Here is a 19334-nt window from a genome sequence, read left to right as displayed (position 1 = left end):
TGCTCCTGGTCGCTGAGCTCATCTCGGCGCAACAGACCATGATCTGCCAGAAGATGATCTTTGATGAAAGGGCAGCAGCGCCTGCAGGATCACGGCATGACCAATACTGTCGAAGCAGCCTGGCACAAGGTCCTGACCACTGCGGGCGAACCTCTCCGACCTGAGGAATCGCCGCTTGCCGCTCCGTTTGCCGAGTTGACGCTGGTGGCGCATGCCGAGCCGCGGCTTCGTCAGCTCTACCCCTGGACCGGTATGTGGGAGCTGCATTTCAGCAGGTGCACGGAGATCCGCCACACCTGGGACATCCCCTACATCGGCACGCTGAGAGACGGCCGGTACTACGTCGAGGGGCCGAGCCGCACCAGCCCCAGGATCGCCGAGACGGACAGCGCACAAGCTGCGGTAGCGATGGTCATCGATCGTCTACCACCGCGCTGCGGCCCGGCTTTCATCGGTAATGCAGAGGCACTGGCCGCCTACGAGAGGGCCCGGGACGGCGGGTACACCCCTTGAGGACCGTCCCTAGAAGCGCTGCTGTGCCGCACCGGGCGGCAGCAGGCACGGTGTCATGACGGAGAACAGCAGGTCGTCGTGGCGGTGACTCCCCTCCACGGAGACCGAGAAGTCGTTCTCCCTGCTCTCCGCGTCGAGGATGACCGACGTCTCGGCGCCCTTGATGTCCTGGAATCCGAGAACGCGGTATCCACGCCGCTCCAGTTCGTCACGTACGCGCCGCACCGCCGCGGAGTGGTCGGCGGCGGCGACGCGCGCATGCCAAGCAACGCCGAGGACACCACCAGTGCCAACGCGGAACGGAAAACCCGCCGCGGCCACTGCGACCTCATACGGGGCCTGAACGCGGCAGCGTTCACCGCCGCTGCGTGAAGTGGCGTACGGCGGCGGCCAGATGTGCGCGCATCGTCGCGTGGGCGTGGTCCGCGTCGCCCGCCGTGACGGCGTCGAGCAGGACACGGTGCTCGCGCGCGAGATCGTACGGCCGCGGGTACGTCGACCGGAGCTGCGCGAGGCAGAGTTGCATCTCCTCCTGGAGCGGGCGGTACACGCGGCTGAGCCGGGGGCTGCCCACCACGTCGACCAGGGCGAGGTGGAACGCGGTGTGCGCCTGCACCCGTTCGCCCCAACTCGCCTCCTCCGGCAGGGCTTCCAGCTCCGCCAGCGCGCGGCGCGCCGGGGTCACGTCGAGGCCGCGCTCCACGATCGCGGTGACGGCGGCGTGTTCGAGCGGGGCGCGTACGAAGTGCAGGTCCCGGGCGTCGTCCGCGGTGAGCACCGGCACCGTGGCGGTACGTCCCGGCGGCCGGTGGAGGAGGTGGCGCCCCGCCAGGATCTGCAAGGCCGAACGGACGGTGGGCCGTGCGACGCCGAAGGCGTCGGCCACGGCGATCTCCGGCAGCGGCTCCCCCGGGCGCAGCTCACCGCTGAGGATCTGCTCGCGGAGCGCGGCGACCAGCGCGTCCGTCGTGCTGGTCACCTGGAGCGGACCGGCGCCGGTACGGTCTCCCCCTGCCGCGCGCCGCCCCGGCCCCCCGCCGCTCGCCGCCTCGCTCCGCACCCCTTCGCCCCTCGCTCCTGCGCCCCTCACCTCGGCACCGGCTGGCCGTCCGCCAGCTCCGCGAGGCTCCACAGGTCGCGCCACTCGTGGTCGGCGGGCTCGCCGTCGGGCGTCGGTTCGGCATGCCGGTTCACCCAGGCCGTGGTCATGCCGAAGTGCTTCGCGGGCGCGTTGTCGTACTTGAAGCCGAACGCGACGTGGATGATCTCCTGCGGCGCGACGCCGATCCGGTCCAGCGCCTGCCGGAAGAAGTCCAGCCCCGGCTTGTACGCCCCGCAGTCCTCCGCCGTGATCACGTCGTCGAACGGAACGCGCATGTGGCGCAGGCTGTGCTCGATGATGTCGCGGTCGGTGTTGGAGAGGATGACCAGCCGCATACCCGCCCGGTGCGCCCGCAGCAGCGCGGGCCGGGTGTCGGGGAACGGCTGCCACGAACGCATCGAGCGGACGAACGCGGCGGCTTGCTCCTCGTCGTACGGCCAGCCGCGCACCGTGCACACCTGCCGCAGGCTCTCCGCGAGGACCTGTTTGTAGCTGCGGTAGGCGCCGCCGAGGATCTCGAACTGGATGCCCTCCCAGAGGTCGCGCAGCTCCCGCCCCGGCACCAGGTCGGTGTCGCCGTGGCGCAGGGCCGTCTCGTAGAGGAACTGGGCGGCGCCGCCCTCCCAGTCGGTCAGCGTGCCGTAGTTGTCGAACGTGGCCACGGCGAAGGGCGGAGCCATCTCGGGACCTCCGGAAGTGGGCGAGCGAGGCGGTCACACTGTCAGACAGACTGACAGTGAGCCGGAGCGACGGTCAACACCCCGCACAGCACCCGGACTCCGGCGGCACCGGAGCCCGAAGCCCGGAGCCCGAAGCCGTGGAGCGGACGCCATGAGCCCGACGCCGTCAGCCCGTCACCGGCACCTCGTCGTCGCACTCGTCCTGCGCCCGGAAGCCCGCTATCCACAGCGGCATCAACCAGTGGGCCACCAGGGCCACCACCCCCACGACGGCGATCGGGGCGCCCAGGTCATGGAGCGTCACACCCGACGCGTGCGCGCCGAGGACCCCCAGGAAGGCGGCGCTCAACAGGAACAGCGTGCCGCGGTGCGCCCGCGCCAGAACGGCCTCGCGCTCCGCGATCTGGCGCTCGTCCAGTATCCGGAGGCGCAGTTCGAGCAGGCCGCGCGTCATGGAGTTGAGCAGGCCGGTGAGCGGAATCCACAGCACCGTCGCCGCCAGCACCGCGACCGCCCACCGCGGCTGCCCGAGCCCGTACAGCAGGACCAGTGCCGCCGTGGCCACGGCGGTCACCCCGATGTGCGCGCACACGATGCGGCGGCGCTGGACGCGGGTGGCGTGCAGGTGGCGCAGCCGGGGGTCGTTCATCCTGCCGTACGTCCAGCGGTCGAGGCGCGTGGCTCCGCGCGCGTCGGTCCCCGTCATGATGTCGCCTTCCTCCCGTGCCCGTAGACCTCGTCGGTGAGCGGCCGGAACGGCTCCAGCGAGAACAGCGCCTCCACCGGCAGCTCGAAGAACACCGAGATGCGCAGGGCCATGTCGAGGCTCGGGTTGTACTGCCCGCGCTCGATGTACCCGATCGTCTGGTAGTGCGCGCCGACCGCTTCGGCCAGGCGCTGACGTGACACCGAGCGCTCGGCCCGGACCATCGCCAGTCGATTGTGCACCTGCTCACCCATGTATAAGGAGTACTACATTCGCGATGAGCTTGGCAACACCCGTGGGTGGCAGGAACTCCGTCCACACCCCGGGAGCAAGACGAAGCCCCCGCAGCGCACGGACCGGGCTGCGGGGGCTGGACGACAGGGGACGACGGGACGGAGGTGACGGACGGGGTACTACGGGGCTACGAGCCCGTCACTCCCACTCGATGGTGCCCGGCGGCTTGCTCGTGATGTCGAGGACCACGCGGTTGACGTCGCGCACCTCGTTCGTGATGCGGGTCGAGACGCGGGACAGGACGTCGTACGGGAGGCGGGACCAGTCCGCCGTCATCGCGTCCTCGGAGGAGACGGGCCGGAGTACGACGGGATGGCCGTACGTACGCCCGTCGCCCTGGACGCCGACCGAGCGGACGTCGGCGAGGAGCACCACGGGGCACTGCCAGATGTCGCGGTCGAGACCGGCGGCGGTCAGCTCCTCGCGGGCGATGGCGTCGGCCTCGCGGAGCAGGTCGAGCCGTTCGCGGGTGACGGCGCCGACGATACGGATGCCCAGGCCGGGCCCGGGGAACGGCTGCCGCTGCACGATCTCCTCGGGCAGCCCCAGCTCCTGCCCGACCATCCGGACCTCGTCCTTGAACAGCTTCCGGAGCGGCTCGACGAGCTGGAACTCCAGGTCGTCGGGGAGGCCGCCGACGTTGTGGTGCGACTTGATGTTGGCGGTACCGGAGCCGCCGCCGGACTCGACCACGTCCGGGTAGAGGGTGCCCTGGACGAGGAACGCGACGTCCTCGCCCGCCGCGCCCGCCTCCGCCACCAGCTCGGCCTGCGCCTGCTCGAAGACGCGGATGAACTCGCGCCCGATGATCTTCCGCTTCTGCTCCGGGTCGGAGACACCCTCCAGCGCGTCGAGGAAGCGGTCGGCGGCGTCGACGACCTTCAGCTGGACGCCGGTGGCCGCCACGAAGTCCTTCTCGACCTGCTCGGTCTCGCCCTTGCGCATCAGCCCGTGGTCCACGTACACGCAGGTCAGCTGCGCGCCGATGGCCTTCTGCACGAGCGCCGCGGCGACCGCCGAGTCGACGCCGCCGGACAGCCCGCAGATCGCGCGCTTGCTGCCGACCTGGTCGCGGATGAGCGCGACCTGCTCGTCCACGATGCTGGTGGTGGTCCAGGAGGGGTCGAGCCCGGCACCGCGGTAGAGGAAGTGCTCCAGCACCTGCTGCCCGTACGTGGAGTGCATGACCTCGGGGTGGTGCTGCACGCCGTAGAGCTTCCGGTCGTCGTCCTCGAAGGCGGCGACCGGCACCAGCGACGTGGCGGCGGTGACGGTGAAGCCCTCCGGCGCGGCCGAGCAGGCGTCGCCGTGCGACATCCACACCTGCTGCTCGCCGGGGGTGCCCTCGAAGAGGGTGGAGCCGCGCTTGACGACGGAGAGGTCCGTACGGCCGTACTCGCGGCCGCCGGTGTTGTCGACCGTGCCGCCGAGGGAGCGGGCCATCAGCTGGAAGCCGTAGCAGAGGCCGAGGACGGGGACGCCCGCCTCGAACAGCGCGCGGTCGATGGAGGGCGCGTCCTCCGCGTACACGGACGAGGGCCCGCCGGAGAGGATGATCGCCTTCGGGTTCTTCGCGAGGATCTCCGCCGCGGGCATCGTGTGCGGGACGATCTCGCTGTAGACGCGGGCCTCGCGCACGCGGCGCGCGATCAACTGTGCGTACTGCGCGCCGAAGTCGACGACCAGGACCGTGTCCGGCTCCGCGCCGGACGTTGCGGGCCGGGAGGCGGCGGGGTCGGACGCGGCGAGGGGCTCTGATGCCACGGGGCGGCCTTTCGGCGGTGGTACGGGCGGCTGCGCGCCCCGCCTGGCGGGGACGGCTGCTCGGGGATGGACCCCCGCGATTCTACCGGGGGCGCGGGGTGTCTCAGCATGCGGCTCCGACGGCCCGCGGCTCCGGGCGTTCGGCATACTGGGCGGCATGCGCACGCAGACGACCTTCTGGTTTACCTATGGCACCGGCCCGTCCGGCTGCCGTGGTCGTACTGCTTGAGCCACTGACAAGCGACTTCCCAGGCGCCCCGGGCCGGTTGAGGCCCGGGGCGCGCTGCGTGCGCTCTCCTTCCCGGGCCGGAACGGCAGGGGTCCGCCGTGAGACCCGGAGCACGGACATGAGCACCCTCGACACCGCACGTACCGCTGAGACCGCGGGCACCACCCGTACCGCAGAAACCGCCGAGACCACCGGCACCACCCGTACCGCGTCCGCCGCCGACACCGGCGCGCGGGACGGCGCCGCCGCCGAGATCAGCGGCGCGCGGGAACGGATCGACGCCCTCGACGCGCGCATCATCGCGCTCGTCCGGGAACGGATGGCCGTCTCCGCACGCGTCCAGCAGGCGCGCCTCGGCTCCGGCGGTCGCCGGGTGAGCCTGTCGCGCGAGATGGAGATCCTCGCCCACTACCGCGACGAGTTGGGCCGCCCCGGCACCGCGCTGGCGATGACCCTGCTGGAGTTGAGCCGCGGCCGGGCGTGACCGCGCGCCCGCGCGGGCACCGGGCCGGGAGGGCGCCCAAGTGGCGTGCCGGTACGCCGGGTCGGCGGCCCCCGACCCCGAGGGCGTACGGGCCGCGCCCGTGTGCGTACGCGCGCGGAACGGCCGGTCACCCGTACGGCGCGTGACCGGGCCCGGCACTCCTCGTTGGACGGAGTGTCCCCGAGCCCGACTGGGCGCCCGGCGGCTCTGGGGCGGCATCGCTGGAGTGATGAGACGCGTCTCCTCGGAACGGGAGCGACCGCGTCGTGGGACCTCGCTCCGGTGCGGTGGCCGGACGGCAGGGGACAGCCGCCCGGTCACGACCCTCTGCCATGGCAGGGGCCCAGCGGCCGGTCCCGGGGACGCCTCGGACCGGCCGCTCCGCGGAGAGCACCGCCCGCGCACGGTACGCCGGGAGTCCGCACCCTACGGCGGGAGACCGCGCAGCGTACGGCGGCGGCCCGCGCGCCACCCGTACGGATCACCCGCAATTCGCCCGATACGGTTGCGTTGCGGACGCGCGGCGAGGACGATGCGGAGTACGCAAGTCCCGTCGCGCACAGGCGGGTTGGCGGGCCGACGGGGTGGCGCGGGTGCGCTCGCCGTCCTGCCCGCCAGCGGACGGCGGCACCGCCCCGGTGCCGCTCCCGTCGGCGTCGCCGCTGCCCTGGCGCCGGTGCCGACCGCAGGCCCCGCGGCTGCCGCCACCCACCCGGGCGCGCGGCCCGGGGCCTCGCGGCGTACGGCGCGGCTACCGCCCGTCGGCCCCGGTCGCCGTCTCCGCCCCGTCCGCCTTCGGCGGCACGGTCGGCACGGGCAGGAACGGCAGCCGCAGCGCGCCGAACGCCTCCTCCGGCACCACCGGGGTGCGCGGCCGCACCGCCGTCAGCCGTACGTACGGCTCGCCCTGCGCCGGACGCCCGTCCTCCTCGCCCTTGTTGGGCCACAGCGACATGGCGCGTTCCGCCTGCGCGGTGATGGTGAGCGACGGGTTGACGCCGAGGTTCGCGGTGACGGCGGAACCGTCGACGACGGAGATGCCGGGGTGCCCGTAAAGCCGGTGGTACGGGTCGATGACGCCGTTCTCCGCGCTGTCCCCTATGGGGCAGCCACCGAGGAAGTGGGCGGTCAGCGGGGTGCCCATCAGCTCACCGACGTTGGCGCCCGCGAAGCCGTTGATCTCGTCGGCCAGGTGGTTGGCCGCCGCCGCCCCCTCGGGTATGTGCAGCGGGTTGGGCGCGCCGTGGCCCTGCCGGGAGGTGAGGAGGCCCTTGCCGAGTCCCTTCTCCTTGCGGTACGTGGTGAGGGAGTTGTCCAGGGTCTGCATGACGAGCCCTATGATCACGCGCTCCGACCACTTGCGCTGCGACAGCGAGCGCAGGAAGAGGACGGGGTGCCGCAGGCAGGTCGCCGCGTGTGCCAGCGCGCGCGGGAGGCGGGTGTCGTGCCGGACCTGGAGGGTGGTGAGCGCGCCCATCGCGTTGGAGCCCTTGCCGTAACGGACGGGCTCGATGTGGGTGTTCTCGTTCGGGTGGATCGACGAGGTGATGGCGACGCCGCGGGAGAAGTCCAGTTCCGCGTCGGGGCCGAACTTCTTGCGGTAGCGGCGGTCGACGGTCTGCGCGCCCACCAGGGACTCGGAGTTGGTGCGGGTGAGTTCCCCGAGCCGCCCGGAGAGGCCGGGCAGCGCGCCGCTGTCGCGCATCCGGTGCAGGAGGGTCTGTGTGCCGTACGTGCCCGCCGCGACGACCACCCTGCGCGCGCGGAGCGTACGCATCCCGCGCGGTGTGCCGCCCGCCGTACGCAGGTTGGTGCGCCGCGCGCGGCGGCCGCGCCGGTCGTGGGTGGGGACGACGCCGACGAGGAAGCCGTCGTCGGCCTCCTGGTCCACCTCGCGGATGTCGACGACGGTGGTCATGGGCAGGATCGTGGCCCCGGCCCGTTCGGCCAGGTGCAGGTAGTTCTCGGTGAGGGTGTTCTTCGCGCCGTGCCGGCAGCCGGTCATGCACTCACCGCACTCGGAGCAGGCGCGGCGGGACGGGCCGGCGCCGCCGAAGTAGGGGTCGGGGACCTCGCCGCCCGGCTCGGCGCCGGGGCCGGTGGCGTCCCCGGACCCGGCCTTCCCGGACGACGCCTCGGACGCCCCGTACGCGCCCGGCACCGCGTCCCTGCCGTCCCCGAAGAACACGCCCACGGGCGCGAAGTGGAACGTCTCGCCGACGCCCATCCGCTCCGCCGCCGCCTTCAGGTGCACGTCGGAGGGGGTCATCGTCGGGTTGAGGCGGACGCCGAGCATGCGCTGCGCCTGGTCGTAGTACGGCCGCAACTCGTCCTGCCAGTCCGTGATGTGCCCCCACTGCTGGTCCTCGAAGAAGGCCGCGGGCGGTACGTAGAGGGTGTTGGCGTAGTTCAGGGAGCCGCCGCCGACGCCCGCCCCGGCCAGGATCATGACGTTGTCGAGCAGGTGTATGCGCTGGATGCCGTAGAGCCCGAGGGCGGGGGCCCAGAGGTAGTTGCGGAGGTCCCACGAGTTCTTCGGCAGCGTCTCGCGGGTGAAGCGGCGCCCGGCCTCCAGGACGCCGACGGAGTAGCCCTTCTCCGTCAGACGGAGGGCGGACACCGCTCCCCCGAAGCCGGAGCCGATGACGAGCACGTCGTAGTCGTACGCCTGGTGCACGGGATCTCCTGACGGGAGGGGCGGGGAGGGGGAAAGGGGGGGCGGTCAGCGGAAGCGGAGCGCCTTCATCAGCCGCAACGAGCGCCCCATGAACGCGGCGTACGCCTCCTCGCTCATCCCCAGCGAGGGCGCCATCGGCAGCACCCGCTGGTGCGCGACCGTCTGCGCCTCCGTGTACTTGAGGACGCCCTCCGAGCCGTGCCGCCGTCCCAGCCCGGAGTCGCCCATGCCGCCCATGGGGGCCTGGACGCTGCCGTAGGCGGAGGCGTAGCCCTCGTTGACGTTCACCGTGCCGGAGCGGAGCCGGGCCGCGACGCGGTGGGCGCGGCGGCCGCTACGGCTCCAGACGCTGGAGTTGAGGCCGTACGGCGTGCCGTTGGCGAGCGCGACGGCCTCGTCCTCGCTGGTGAAGCGGTAGACGGAGACGACGGGCCCGAAGGTCTCCTCGCCGCACACCGCCATCGGGGACTCGACGCCGTCGAGGATGGTCGGCTCGTAGAAGTACGGTCCGACGTCCGGCCGCGCCCGGCCGCCCGCGACGACCTTCGCGCCCTTGGCGACCGCGTCCTCAACGTGTCGGCCCACCGTGTCGAGCTGCCGCTGCGACACGAGCGACCCCATGTCGGCGCCGTAGACGAGGGAGCTGCCGAGGCGCATCGCGCGGGTACGGGCCGCGAAGCGCGCCAGGAAGTCGTCGGCGACGGACTCGTGCACGTACAGCCGCTCGATGGAGACGCACAGCTGCCCCGCCGACGAGAACGCGCCGCGCACGGCGCCCTGCGCCGCCTTGTCGAGGTCGGCGTCGGGGAGCACGATCATGGCGTTCTTGCCGCCGAGTTCGAGGGTGCAGCCCACCAGCCGGGCCGCCGCGCGCTGGGCGACCTCGCGGCCCGTACGGGTCGAGCCGGTGAACGAGACGTAGTCGGCGTGCTCGACGACGGCGGTGCCGACGACCGGCCCGTCACCCAGCACGACCTGGAACACCTCCGGCGGCAGCCCCGCCTCCACCAGCAGCTCACGCGCCCGGAGCGCGGTGAGCGCGGTCTCCGTGTCCGGCTTCATGACCAGCGCGTTGCCCGCCACGAGCGCGGGGAGCGCGTCGCCGACGGACAGCTCGAACGGGTAGTTCCAGGGCGCGACCTGCCCGACGACGCCGCGCGGCTGCCGCAGCTCGGTGACCTTGGTGAGGGCGGGGATGGCGCCGGTGTGGCGCTTGGCGCCGAGGTACGAGGGCGCCTTGCGGCCGTAGTGGCGCGCGGCGACGGCGACGGCGAGGACCTCCTCGAAGGCGTGCAGCCGTGCCTTGCCGGTCTCCAGCTGGATCAGGTCGAGGATCTCGGACTGCCGCCCCAGCACCAGGTCGTGGAAGCGCAGCAGGACCGCGGCCCGCCGCCGTACCGGCGTGTCCGCCCACGCCTGCTGCGCGGCGCGCGCCCGCGCGAAGGCGGTGGTGACGTCCTCGGGGGTGGACTCGGGCAGCTCGGCGAGGCGTTCGCCCGTGAACGGCGCGTGGCTGGCGGTGCCGCCCGTGCCGACGACGGGCGCGGTGAGGCGGGCGACCAGCTCGGGCGTGACGACGTCGGCGGCCGTACGGGCCCCGGCCGGGGTGGGCGCGACGGGGTTGCCGTAGTCCGGGGCGGGGGTGTCGGGCGCGGACGCGGGGGCGTCCGGGGCGTCCTGCCCTGCCGGGGCCGGGGCGGTGTCCTGCCGTGCGGTGTCCTGCGAGTCCGTCATGGGGCCGAGGGTACGACCGCGGCGCGCGGGCGTATACCCGGCGGTAACCAGTCTTCACCGCTCGTTTACAACTACGCCAGCGATCACTGGCGCGATTGCCTCCCGCTCGTCGTCCCGACCGCGGTCCGCCCGCCGGGCAGGCCGTCAGGACAGCACGCGGTACGTGTCGACGACGCCCTCGAAGTAGCGGTCCACGTCCTTCTTCTCGTCCTCCGGTCCGAACACCAGCACCAGGTGGTAGCGCCCGCCGAGGATCATCGCGCGGTTGCGCACGTAGACGCTGCGCCCGCTCTCGTCCTCCCAGGTGTACGTGCCCTCGGCCATCGCCGTGTCACCGACGTCGATACGGCGCAGGCTGCTCGCGGACGACCAGCCGGAGGCGCGGAACGGCGCCAACTCGCGCTCGTCGTCCGCCTGGTACTCCAGCGGGTCCTTGCCGTACTCGCCGGTCGAGTCCCGGCCCTTGACGACGACCATCTCGAACTCGCCGGAGTCGAAGCGGACCTGCCCCCGGTCGTTCGGGCCCGTACGGCTCCAGCCGTCGGGCAGGCCGATCTGGAAGCCGGTCGGGTCCTTGTGCAGGCCGAAGCCCTTCGCGAGGTCGGCGGGCTGGGAATGCTGCGGCGAACGGTCCGCGGGCGCGTCCCCGTCCGAGCCGTCGCCCGAGCCCCCGTCCGACCCGCCGTCCTGCTCGGGAGCGCCGGTCGGCGCGGGCTCCTGCTCGCCCACCGCGCCACGCCGCTGCCCCTCGTCGTCACCACCCCGGTCCGGCATGAACCACAACGCGTACAGCGCCGCCAGCGTCAACAGCAGCAGCACCCCGCCCACCAGCAGCCGTCCGAGCCGCCGCGGCCCGCCCGCGCCCCCCGGCGCGCGGGGCCGGGGCGCGCGCCGAGGGCGCGCCTCGTCGCGGGGCGGGTCGTCCCGGTACGGGTCGTCGCCGTACGCGGCCCCGCCGTACGCGTCGTGCCGGTACGGGTCGTCGCGGGGCGGGTCGTACGACGGCGCGGGTGCCTCTGCCAGCAGCTCCGACAGGGGCGCGGCGGACTCGACCGGGGAGCGCCGACCGGCCCGCTTCGCCTCCTTCGACCTCCTGAGCGCCTTCGCCTTCCCGCGCGCCTTCGGCGCCCTCGGCTCGGGCGGGACCTCGACCACGTCGGGCGCCTCGACCGCGTACCCGGCGGACCCGGTGGCCCCGGCCGCGGCGGGCGGAGCGGCGGCGGCCGTCGACCGGCGCCAGAAGCGGCGCCTGCGCACCAGTTCGCCGCGGCGCCGCTTGATCGGCAGCCGCCGCGGGTCGGACGGTCGCCCCGGCTCCAGCGACGGCGGCGCCGTCAGCGTACGGAGGCCCACCTCGGGCTCCGGCGCGGACCGCACCAGCGAACGCAGCCAGCCGCGCAGCTCCTCGAACTCCGGGCGCTCCGTGGGGTCCTGGCGCATCAGCGACTCGACGACCGGCCGCAGCGCGCCGCACTCCTCGGCGTACGCGGGCGGCTCGGCGCACACCATCTGCACCAGCTCGACGACGTCGTCCTCCGGGTACGGCGCGTGCCCCTGCACCGCCCGGAACAGCAGCACGCCCAGCGCCCACAGGTCCGCTGCGGGGCCCACGGGCGGGGCCAGCCGCCAGTTCTCGTACACGGGCCCGGCCTGCTCCGGCGCCCACCGCTCGGTCACCGCGCCCACGATGGTCATCCGCGCCTGACGCGCGCGCTCGGCGTCGAGGGAGGTGGCGGGGCCGCGGTAGCGGTCGGGGTCGTCCTGGAGGGCGGGCTCGTACGTGCCGTCGCCGTCCCGGTCGTCATCGCGGTCGTCGTCACCGTCACGGTCGTCGTCGTGCACGGGGTCGGGGTCGTACGCCGCGTCGCCGTACCCGTCCGCCCCGGGCGCCTCCGCACGGGACTCCGCCCCGTCGTCGGCGTACGCGCCGCCCGCCGGGATCTGGTCCCGGTACACGGGGCCCTGGCGCCGCTCCGGCTCCGACGCCCGCTCGTACGGCTCCTGCTCGTACGACACCTGCTGCTCGTACGGCGTCTCCGTCGGCTGCTCACGGGGGAAGCGGGGCACGGGCACGGAACGGCTGGTGCCGTGCCGGGAGCCCGGCAGCGCCGTCGGCCCCTCGCCGGTCCAGCGCTCGGCGTCCGGCGACGGGTCGGTGCCGTCGCGCTCGTCGCGCGGGGACTGCTCGACGGGTGCCGGGCCGTAGGGCTGGCCCGCGGGGCCGTAGACGACGGGCTGCCGGTACGCGCCGGAGTCCTGGTACGCGCCGGGCTCCCCGTACGTACCGCCGTTGCCGTACGTACCGCCGTCCCCGTACGTCGCGCCCTCGGCGCCGTTGCCGTCACCGGCCCACCAGTCCGGGGACGTGCCGCCCTCCGGGAGGGCGGGGCGCTGCCGCGCGGCGCGGTCCTGCGCCTCCGCCTCGACGCGGGCGGACGCGGCGCGCGTCCCGGCGCGGTAGGCGGCGATCGCGCCCCGGCGCGCGGCGCGCGCGGCGGCGCCGCCGCCGGAGTCCGCGCCCTCGAAGCCGAAGATGCCCGCGCGTTGGGCGTCGTCCGCGGCGGGCGCCGCGTGACCGCCCGTGCCCGCGTCGCCGCCGGGCGCGAACGTGCCGCTCAACGGGGGCTGTTGCCCGTTCCCGTACGGCGCCGGGCCGCCGGTGGGGTCGTCCAGCCCCGGCGCCTCCGGCCCGGCGTACACGCCGGAGAACCCCTCGGGCAGCGGTCCGCGCGGCAGCCGCTCGGGCCGCCCGTCGTGGGGGCCGGGGTCGGGCGCGGAGCCGCGCGGCTCGTACGCGCCCTCGCCCCAGGCGTAGCGCGCCTGGCCGCGCCGGTCCGACGGCTCCCCGTACGCGTCGCCGCCGCCGTACGTCCCGCCGCCGGGCTCGGGGTCGGGGTCCGCGTCGGGGTCGGCGTGCGCCCGCACCTCGCCGTCCCCGTGGTCCTCGGCGTACGCGTCGTCGTCCCCGTGCTCGTCCCCGTACGCGTCGCCGCCGCCGTACGCGACCGGCTCCGCCGGGGCGCCGCCCGCGCCCGGCTCCGGCAGCGTGTCGTACCCGCACAGCGCCTCCTCCGCCGCGCCCACCGCCATGCCGGTGAGCAGCGCGCGGCCGTCGTCGCAGACGAGGACGGAGCGGGCGGTGATGTTGCGGTGGACCCAGCCGTGCGCGTGCACGGCGTGCAGCGCGTCGAGCAGGTCGGCGGCTATCTCCGCGGCCCGGTGCGGGCTCAGCGGCTCCTCCGCGAGGACGGCCACCAGGGGCCGCGCGGGCACGAGTTCGCTGACGATCCACAGGCCGTCGCCCTCGACGAACACGTCGAAGACCTGGTCGAGCCGCGGGTGGTCGGGGATGCGGGAGGCCGCGAGCGCCGCCTCCACCGCGCGCCGCACGCCGGGCTCGGCGGGTCGGCGGGTGGCGCGGCCGTACCCCGCCCCCGGCAGGGGACGTACGCCGCCGGACGGGCGTCCGCCGTCCAGCACCTCGGCGTCGACGACCTCCGGCAGCGGCACCTGCCGCACCAGGACCTCCTGGCCGCTGGCGGTGTCGTACGCGCGGGTCTCGGCCAGCTCGAACTCGTCGGCGGGAAGCCGCGGCAGGCGGTAGCGGTCGGCCAGCAACCGTCCCGCGTAGTCCGCGTTGTCGTCCACGACGCCTCCCCCACGTCCCCGCGATCCGCGGGCAGCCCCTCAAAAACGGTCCCGATCCGCCTCGTTACGGATGCGTACGGTCCGCGGACTTTCACGATACGTGCCGAAGCGGCACCACGCCGCCCTTAAGTCCCATCCGTCCGGACGGCCCTTTCCCCGGCGGGCCGCCCGCGACACCTCGGGAACGGGCGGTGCCGCGCGGAGCGTACGGGCGCCGCGCGCCAACGGCCCGGCGGAGCGCGGGAGTCGGCGTACGGCCCGCGCCGCGCCGTACCGTCACGGACGGACCCCGGACCCCGGAGAACCGGAGCCCGGGGTCACCCCGTCGACGCCGTCAGCGCGGCTGGAACGTCGCTAACGCCGTGTCCCGCAGCGTCCGGCACTTCTCGCCCGTCCACTCGTCGGTCTTGCAGGTGACCATGATCGCGTAGCCGCGCTCGTCGTCCACCCGGAAACCGCGGTTGAGCACCCGAACCTGCTCGGCGCCCTCGATCCGCTGGAACTGCCAGTCCGCGACGGTCGGATAGTCGCGCCACGACACGGACTTCAGCTCGATCTGTTGGTAGCCGACGCTGCTCTTGCGGACCGAGGGCTCCAGCTTCCGCCAGGCCGCCTCGGCGTCCGCGGCCGGGCTGCCGGAGTGGTCGACCTGGAGCCTCGGGTAACCGCCGCCGGGCAGGCCGTACTTGGCGCCGGAGTTCTCCCCGGCCGTACCGGTGCGCTGGAAGTCGTCCGGCATCGCCATCGAGAAGTGGAAGCGCTCGTCCACCACGTCGCCGTAGCCCGCGGGCAGCGTGCCGTCCTGCTTCCCGTCGCCGCCGCCCCCGTCCTGGTCGGCGCCGTCGTCCGTGCCCTTGTCGCCGCCCTTGTCCGCGTCGTCGAGGTCGTCGCCGCGACCGCCGGTGTTCGGCTCCGCGTCGGAGCCGGGCTGGTCGTCCTTGCCCGACCCCTCGTCCCGCCCGGACTTGTCTCCGCCGTCGGTCTGGCCGGAGCCCTCGGACTTCTTGCCGTCGCCGTCCCCGTCGTCGCCCATCGAGTTGGCCACGAACACGCCGAGGAGCACGAGGAGTACGACCACCACGCCGACGACCACCATCGTCAGCCGCGAGTTCATCCCGGCGCCCGCCGGGGACGCCGCGGGCCAGGACCCGGGCCCGTTGCCCGTGCCGCCCTGCGGGCTCAACGACGGTATGGGCGGCAGCCCGCTCGCCGTACGGACCGGGAGGCGCGGGTCGGAGGTCTCGCCCGAGCCGGGCGCCGGGGCCGGTCCGGACGGCGGCGCGTGCTCGTCCAGCGCCGCGGCCTGCTCCAGCAGCGCGTGCGCCGCGGTGACGTCCAGCCGCTTGTCCGGGTCCTTCTCCAACAGCCCGAGGATGACGTCCGTCAGCGGACCCGCGCCCGACGGCGGCGGCACCGGCTCGGTCATCACGGCCGTCAGCGTGGAGATCGCGGACCCCTTGTCGTACGGGGGCCGCCCCTCCACCGCCGCGTACAGCAGGCCGCCCAGCGACCACATGTCCGCGGGCGGGCCGGGCGGGGTGCCGCGGGCGCGCTCCGGGGAGATGTACGAGGGCGCGCCGACGAGCATGCCGGTCGAGGTGATGGAGGGGTCACCGGCGACCTTGGCGATACCGAAGTCCGTGAGGACGACCCGGCCGGTGGCCTCCTCCAGCAGCACGTTGGACGGCTTCACGTCGCGGTGGACGATGCCCTCCAGGTGCGCGGAACGCAGCACGTCGAGAACGGCGAGGCCGATCTGCGCGACGCGCTGCGGCGTCAGCGGCCCCTCCTTGCGGATGCGGTCCGCGAGCGAGCGGCCCTCGACCAGTTCCATGACGATCCACGGACGGTCGTCCTCGTTCACCACGTCGTAGACGACGATGGCGCTGCCGCTGCGGATACGGGCGATCGCCTTCGCCTCGCGCAGCGTGCGGGTGATCAGCCGCTGCTTCTCCTCGTCGTCGATGCTCGACGGGAAGCGCAGCTCCTTCACCGCGACCCTGCGGCCCAGGGTCTCGTCCTGGCCGCTCCACACGGTGCCCATGCCCCCGCGCCCCAGCACACCTTCGAGCCGGTAGCGGCCGCCTACCAGCCGGCCCTCGTCAACGTCCTGGCCCATGAATCCCCTTGCGTCCCCTCAAGCAGCCGAGCCCCCGGCAGAGCCTTCATTGTGTCCTACTCGCCGGGGGTGGCGTGTATCGGGGCGCAACCGCCGCCGCCACGGGCGGACTTCGCGGCGCGCCCCGTCAACGCGCCTACAGCGGCACGATGTCCGGCGCGCCCAGCCGCGCCGCGTCCGCCGTCAGGTCGTCGGGCTGGCGCTGCGACTCCCGTTCGGCCTCGACACGCTTCTGGTAGTGCTCGACCTCGCGCTTGACCTGGTCCTCGTCCCAGTCGAGCACCCCGGCCATCAGCTCGGCGCACTCGCGGGCGCTGCGCGACCCCCTGTCGAACGTCTCGATGGAGATGCGCGTACGCCGGGTCAGCACGTCGTCCAGATGGCGTGCGCCCTCGTGCGTACAGGCGTACACGATCTCCGCCTTCAGGTAGTCGTCGGCGGCGGGCAGCGGCTCCCCCAGCTTCGGGTCGGCGGCGATCAGGTCCAGCACCTCGTCGACGAGGGAGCCGTAGCGGTTGAGCAGGTGCTCCACCCGTACGACGTGCAGGCCCGTACGGGCGGCGATGCGCGCCCGCGCGTTCCACAGCGCGGCGTAGCCCTCGGCGCCCGCGAGCGGCACCTCCTCGGTGCAGCACTCGGCCACCCGGTGGTCGAGGCCGCGCACGGCCTCGTCGACGGCGTCCTTCGCCATCACGCGGTACGTCGTGTACTTGCCGCCCGCGACGACCACCATCCCCGGCACCGGGTGGGCGACGGTGTGCTCGCGCGACAGCTTGCTGGTGGCCTCCGACTCGCCCTTGAGGAGCGGTCGCAGACCGGCGTAGACACCCTCGACGTCGTCCCGGGTGAGCGGGACGGACAGCACGGAGTTGACGTGCTCCAGGAGGTAGTCGATGTCCGCGCTGGACGCGGCGGGGTGCGCCTTGTCCAGGTCCCAGTCGGTGTCGGTGGTGCCGACGATCCAGTGCCGCCCCCAGGGGATGACGAACAGCACGCTCTTCTCCGTACGGAGGATCAGCCCGGTGGTGGAGCTGATCCGGTCCTTCGGTACGACGAGGTGGATGCCCTTCGACGCCCGTACGTGGAACTGGCCGCGCTCCGCGATCAGTTGCTGCGTGTCGTCCGTCCACACGCCCGTGGCGTTCACCACCTGCCGGGCGCGCACCTCGAACTCGCCGCCCAGCTCCAGGTCCTCCACCCGGGCACCCACCACGCGCTCGCCCTCGCGCAGGAAGCCGACGACGCGCGCGCGGTTCGCGGTGTGCGCGCCGTAGGCGGAGGCCGTACGGACGAGGGTGGCGACGTAGCGGGCGTCGTCCATCTGCGCGTCGTAGTACTGGAGGGCGCCGACGAGCGCGTCCTTCTTCAGGCAGGGCGCGGCCCGCAGCGCGCCGCGGCGCGTGAGATGGCGGTGGCCGGGCAGGCCGCGGCCGTGCCCGGAGGAGAGCGACATCGCGTCGTAGAGGGCGACGCCGGAACCGGCGTAGAAGCGCTCCCAGCCCTTGTGCTGGAGCGGGTAGAGGAACGGCACCGGCTTCACCAGGTGCGGGGCGAGCCGCTCCAGCAGCAGTCCGCGCTCCTTCAGCGCCTCCCGTACGAGCGCGAAGTCCAGCATCTCCAGATAGCGCAGTCCGCCGTGGATCAGCTTGCTGGACCGGCTGGACGTGCCGGACGCCCAGTCCCGTGACTCGACGAGACCCGTGGAGAGCCCACGGGTCGCCGCGTCGAGCGCGGCGCCCGCGCCGACGACCCCGGCGCCGATGACGAGCACGTCCAGTTCGCGCTCGGCCATCCGTGCCAGCGCCTCCGCGCGCTGCTCCGGTCCCAGTGTCGCTGTCCTCACCGTTGCCTCCTTGGTCGGTAGGGGCGGTTACGCGGGCCACCTGACGCTGCGTCCCCCCGTCGATGGTCCCGCATGTCCCCCGCTTTGGCCGAGCGGGGGGCACGGCAGCGCGGGGCAATACCGCATATCTGTCATATAGGCCCTTAACCTGACAGCACGTACGCCGCCACTCACCCTCCGGCGCCCCACGCCGTACGGGCCGTGCTGTCCGGCGTCCACCGCGTTCCCCGGGGAAGGGATGTCAGCCCTCATGCGCGCAGACCTCACCGTCATCGGACTGGGCCATTCGGGTCTCCCGCTGGCGCAGGCCGCCACCGCCGCCGGCATCCGTACCGTCGGCCACGACCCGCGCCCCGGCACCGTAGGCGAGCTGAACGCGGGCCGCCCCCCGGCCGACGGCTCCCTCTCCGCCGCCGAGCTGCGCCGCCTGCTGGCGTGCGGCTTCCGCGCGACCGCCGACCCGACGCAGCTGGGCGGCGCCCGTACGGCGGTGATCTGCGTCGACACCCCGCTCCGCGCCGACGGCGCCCTCGACCTGGGCCCGGTGCGGGACGCCGCGCACACGCTCGCGGCGGTGCTGCGGCCGCGGACGACCGTGGTCCTGGAGTCGACCGTGTACCCGGGCAGCACCGAGGAGTTCGTCCGTACCGTCCTGGAGGACGGCTCCGGGCTGCGCGCGGGCCGCGACTTCCACCTGGCGTACGCGCCCAGCCGCCTCGACCCCGGCAGCCGCGCGTACGGCTACGCGAACGTGCCGCGCGTCATCGGCGGCCTCACCCCCGCCTGCACGGAGGCGGCGGCGGCGTTCTACGGCCGGTTCACGGAGAAGGTCGTCCGCGCGCGCGGGCCGCGCGAGGCGGAGACGGCGCAGCTGCTGGAGGTCAACTACCGGCAGGTCAACATCGCCCTCGTCAACGAGATGGCCGTCTTCTGCCACGACATCGGCGTCGACGTGTGGGACGTGATCCGGTGCGCGGAGACGAAGCCGTTCGGCTTCCAGGCGTTCCGGCCGGGGCCCGGCGTCGGCGGCCACAGCGTGCCCGTCGACCCGAACCACCTGTCGTACCCGAGCCGCGCCCTGGGCTACCCGCTGCGCATGGTCGAGCTGGCCCGGCAGGTCAACACCCGCATGCCGCGCTACGTCTCGCAGCGCGCCGCCGCCCTCCTCAACGAGCACGGCAAGTCGGCGCGCGGCGCCCGCGTCCTGCTGCTCGGCGTCACGTACAAGGCCGACCTCGCCGACCAGGAGGGCTCACCCGCGGGCGAGATCGCCACCCGGCTGCGGGACCTGGGCGCGCAGCTCAGCTTCCACGACCCGTACGTGCAGCGCTGGAGCGCGGGCGGGCGGCCGGTGCCGCGGGCGGAGGGGCTGTACGAGGCGGCGGCGGAGGCCGACCTGACGGTGCTGCTCCAGCACCACCGCACGTACGACCTCCAGGGGCTCGCCGCCAAGGCCCAGCTGCTGCTGGACACGCGCGGCGCGAGCCCGACGGGCGCCGCCCACCGGCTGTGACCGGTGGGCGGCGGGTGGTGCGTACGGG

14 protein-coding genes are annotated in these 19334 nt (G+C 73.9%); 3 read left to right on the top strand and 11 right to left on the bottom strand.

Annotated features, from left to right (window positions below; all coding sequences use genetic code 11):
• The first annotated feature begins 63 nt into the window (after positions 1-63).
• Positions 64-513 (top strand): DUF6193 family natural product biosynthesis protein, encoded by a 450-nt coding sequence (locus D7M15_RS18590; protein ID WP_240649367.1) that lies wholly within the window; start codon positions 64-66, stop codon positions 511-513.
• A 9-nt stretch (positions 514-522) separates the two neighbouring features.
• Here the strand turns inward: D7M15_RS18590 and D7M15_RS18585 are convergent, their stop codons facing one another.
• The 6 genes from D7M15_RS18585 to guaA form a co-directional block, all read right to left on the bottom strand.
• Complete coding sequence (locus tag D7M15_RS18585; RefSeq protein WP_127201773.1) at positions 523-738, bottom strand: hypothetical protein; 216 nt, start codon at positions 736-738, stop codon at positions 523-525.
• Positions 739-868: 130 nt separating this feature from the next.
• Complete coding sequence (locus D7M15_RS18580; RefSeq protein ID WP_206337383.1) at positions 869-1492, bottom strand: GntR family transcriptional regulator; 624 nt, start codon at positions 1490-1492, stop codon at positions 869-871.
• Between the two features lie 107 nt (positions 1493-1599).
• The gene (locus tag D7M15_RS18575) at positions 1600-2295 is read right to left on the bottom strand and encodes a haloacid dehalogenase type II (protein ID WP_121518543.1); all 696 of its coding nucleotides are present in this window, start codon (positions 2293-2295) and stop codon (positions 1600-1602) included.
• 166 nt (positions 2296-2461) lie between these two features.
• Entirely contained in the window at positions 2462-3001 is a 540-nt protein-coding gene (locus D7M15_RS18570; RefSeq protein ID WP_121518542.1) for a hypothetical protein, read from the bottom strand.
• Positions 2998-3255 carry a helix-turn-helix transcriptional regulator gene (locus D7M15_RS18565; RefSeq protein ID WP_121518541.1) on the bottom strand — a complete coding sequence of 86 codons (258 nt, stop codon included), beginning with the start codon at positions 3253-3255 and terminating at the stop codon, positions 2998-3000. The genes D7M15_RS18570 and D7M15_RS18565 overlap by 4 nt, the downstream gene beginning before the upstream one ends.
• A 178-nt stretch (positions 3256-3433) precedes the next feature.
• Positions 3434-4981 (bottom strand): glutamine-hydrolyzing GMP synthase, encoded by a 1548-nt coding sequence (guaA, locus tag D7M15_RS18560; RefSeq protein ID WP_121520990.1) that lies wholly within the window; start codon positions 4979-4981, stop codon positions 3434-3436.
• Positions 4982-5406: 425 nt separating this feature from the next.
• Here guaA and D7M15_RS18555 point away from each other — a divergent pair, with 425 nt between their 5' ends.
• Positions 5407-5772, top strand: a complete 366-nt coding sequence (locus D7M15_RS18555) for a chorismate mutase (protein WP_121518540.1) — start codon at positions 5407-5409, stop codon at positions 5770-5772.
• Between the two features lie 751 nt (positions 5773-6523).
• Here D7M15_RS18555 and D7M15_RS18550 read toward each other — a convergent pair.
• The 5 genes from D7M15_RS18550 to D7M15_RS18530 form a co-directional block, all read right to left on the bottom strand.
• Entirely contained in the window at positions 6524-8449 is a 1926-nt protein-coding gene (locus tag D7M15_RS18550; protein WP_121518539.1) for a GMC family oxidoreductase, read from the bottom strand.
• Between the two features lie 45 nt (positions 8450-8494).
• Positions 8495-10183: a succinic semialdehyde dehydrogenase gene (locus tag D7M15_RS18545; RefSeq protein ID WP_121518538.1), complete on the bottom strand. Its 1689-nt coding sequence runs from the start codon at positions 10181-10183 to the stop codon at positions 8495-8497.
• Between the two features lie 144 nt (positions 10184-10327).
• Complete coding sequence (locus tag D7M15_RS18540) at positions 10328-13831, bottom strand: protein kinase (protein ID WP_121518537.1); 3504 nt, start codon at positions 13829-13831, stop codon at positions 10328-10330.
• A gap of 334 nt (positions 13832-14165) precedes the next feature.
• Positions 14166-15950: a serine/threonine-protein kinase gene (locus D7M15_RS18535; RefSeq protein WP_121518536.1), complete on the bottom strand. Its 1785-nt coding sequence runs from the start codon at positions 15948-15950 to the stop codon at positions 14166-14168.
• 136 nt (positions 15951-16086) lie between these two features.
• The gene (locus D7M15_RS18530) at positions 16087-17793 is read right to left on the bottom strand and encodes a glycerol-3-phosphate dehydrogenase/oxidase (RefSeq protein WP_121518535.1); all 1707 of its coding nucleotides are present in this window, start codon (positions 17791-17793) and stop codon (positions 16087-16089) included.
• A gap of 250 nt (positions 17794-18043) precedes the next feature.
• On the opposite strand from D7M15_RS18530, the gene D7M15_RS18525 reads away from it, so the two are divergent.
• Positions 18044-19306 carry a nucleotide sugar dehydrogenase gene (locus D7M15_RS18525; RefSeq protein WP_121518534.1) on the top strand — a complete coding sequence of 421 codons (1263 nt, stop codon included), beginning with the start codon at positions 18044-18046 and terminating at the stop codon, positions 19304-19306.
• The last annotated feature ends 28 nt before the right edge of the window (positions 19307-19334 follow it).

The organism is Streptomyces sp. Z26, from assembly GCF_003665095.1.
Taxonomy (GTDB): domain Bacteria; phylum Actinomycetota; class Actinomycetes; order Streptomycetales; family Streptomycetaceae; genus Streptomyces; species Streptomyces phytohabitans.
Note: the sequence above shows the minus strand (reverse complement) of the source record. Positions and strands in the feature narration are given on the sequence as shown.

Bases quoted from the DNA above. Each gene is read 5' to 3' on its own strand.
- D7M15_RS18590 (WP_240649367.1), top strand. From the start codon at position 64: ATGAAAGGGCAGCAGCGCCTGCAGGATCACGGCATGACCAATACTGTC.
- D7M15_RS18575 (WP_121518543.1), bottom strand. From the start codon at position 2,295: ATGGCTCCGCCCTTCGCCGTGGCCACGTTCGACAACTACGGCACGCTG.
- D7M15_RS18570 (WP_121518542.1), bottom strand. From the start codon at position 3,001: ATGACGGGGACCGACGCGCGCGGAGCCACGCGCCTCGACCGCTGGACG.
- D7M15_RS18565 (WP_121518541.1), bottom strand. From the start codon at position 3,255: ATGGGTGAGCAGGTGCACAATCGACTGGCGATGGTCCGGGCCGAGCGC.
- D7M15_RS18555 (WP_121518540.1), top strand. From the start codon at position 5,407: ATGAGCACCCTCGACACCGCACGTACCGCTGAGACCGCGGGCACCACC.
- D7M15_RS18545 (WP_121518538.1), bottom strand. From the start codon at position 10,183: ATGACGGACTCGCAGGACACCGCACGGCAGGACACCGCCCCGGCCCCG.
- D7M15_RS18535 (WP_121518536.1), bottom strand. From the start codon at position 15,950: ATGGGCCAGGACGTTGACGAGGGCCGGCTGGTAGGCGGCCGCTACCGG.
- D7M15_RS18525 (WP_121518534.1), top strand. From the start codon at position 18,044: ATGCGCGCAGACCTCACCGTCATCGGACTGGGCCATTCGGGTCTCCCG.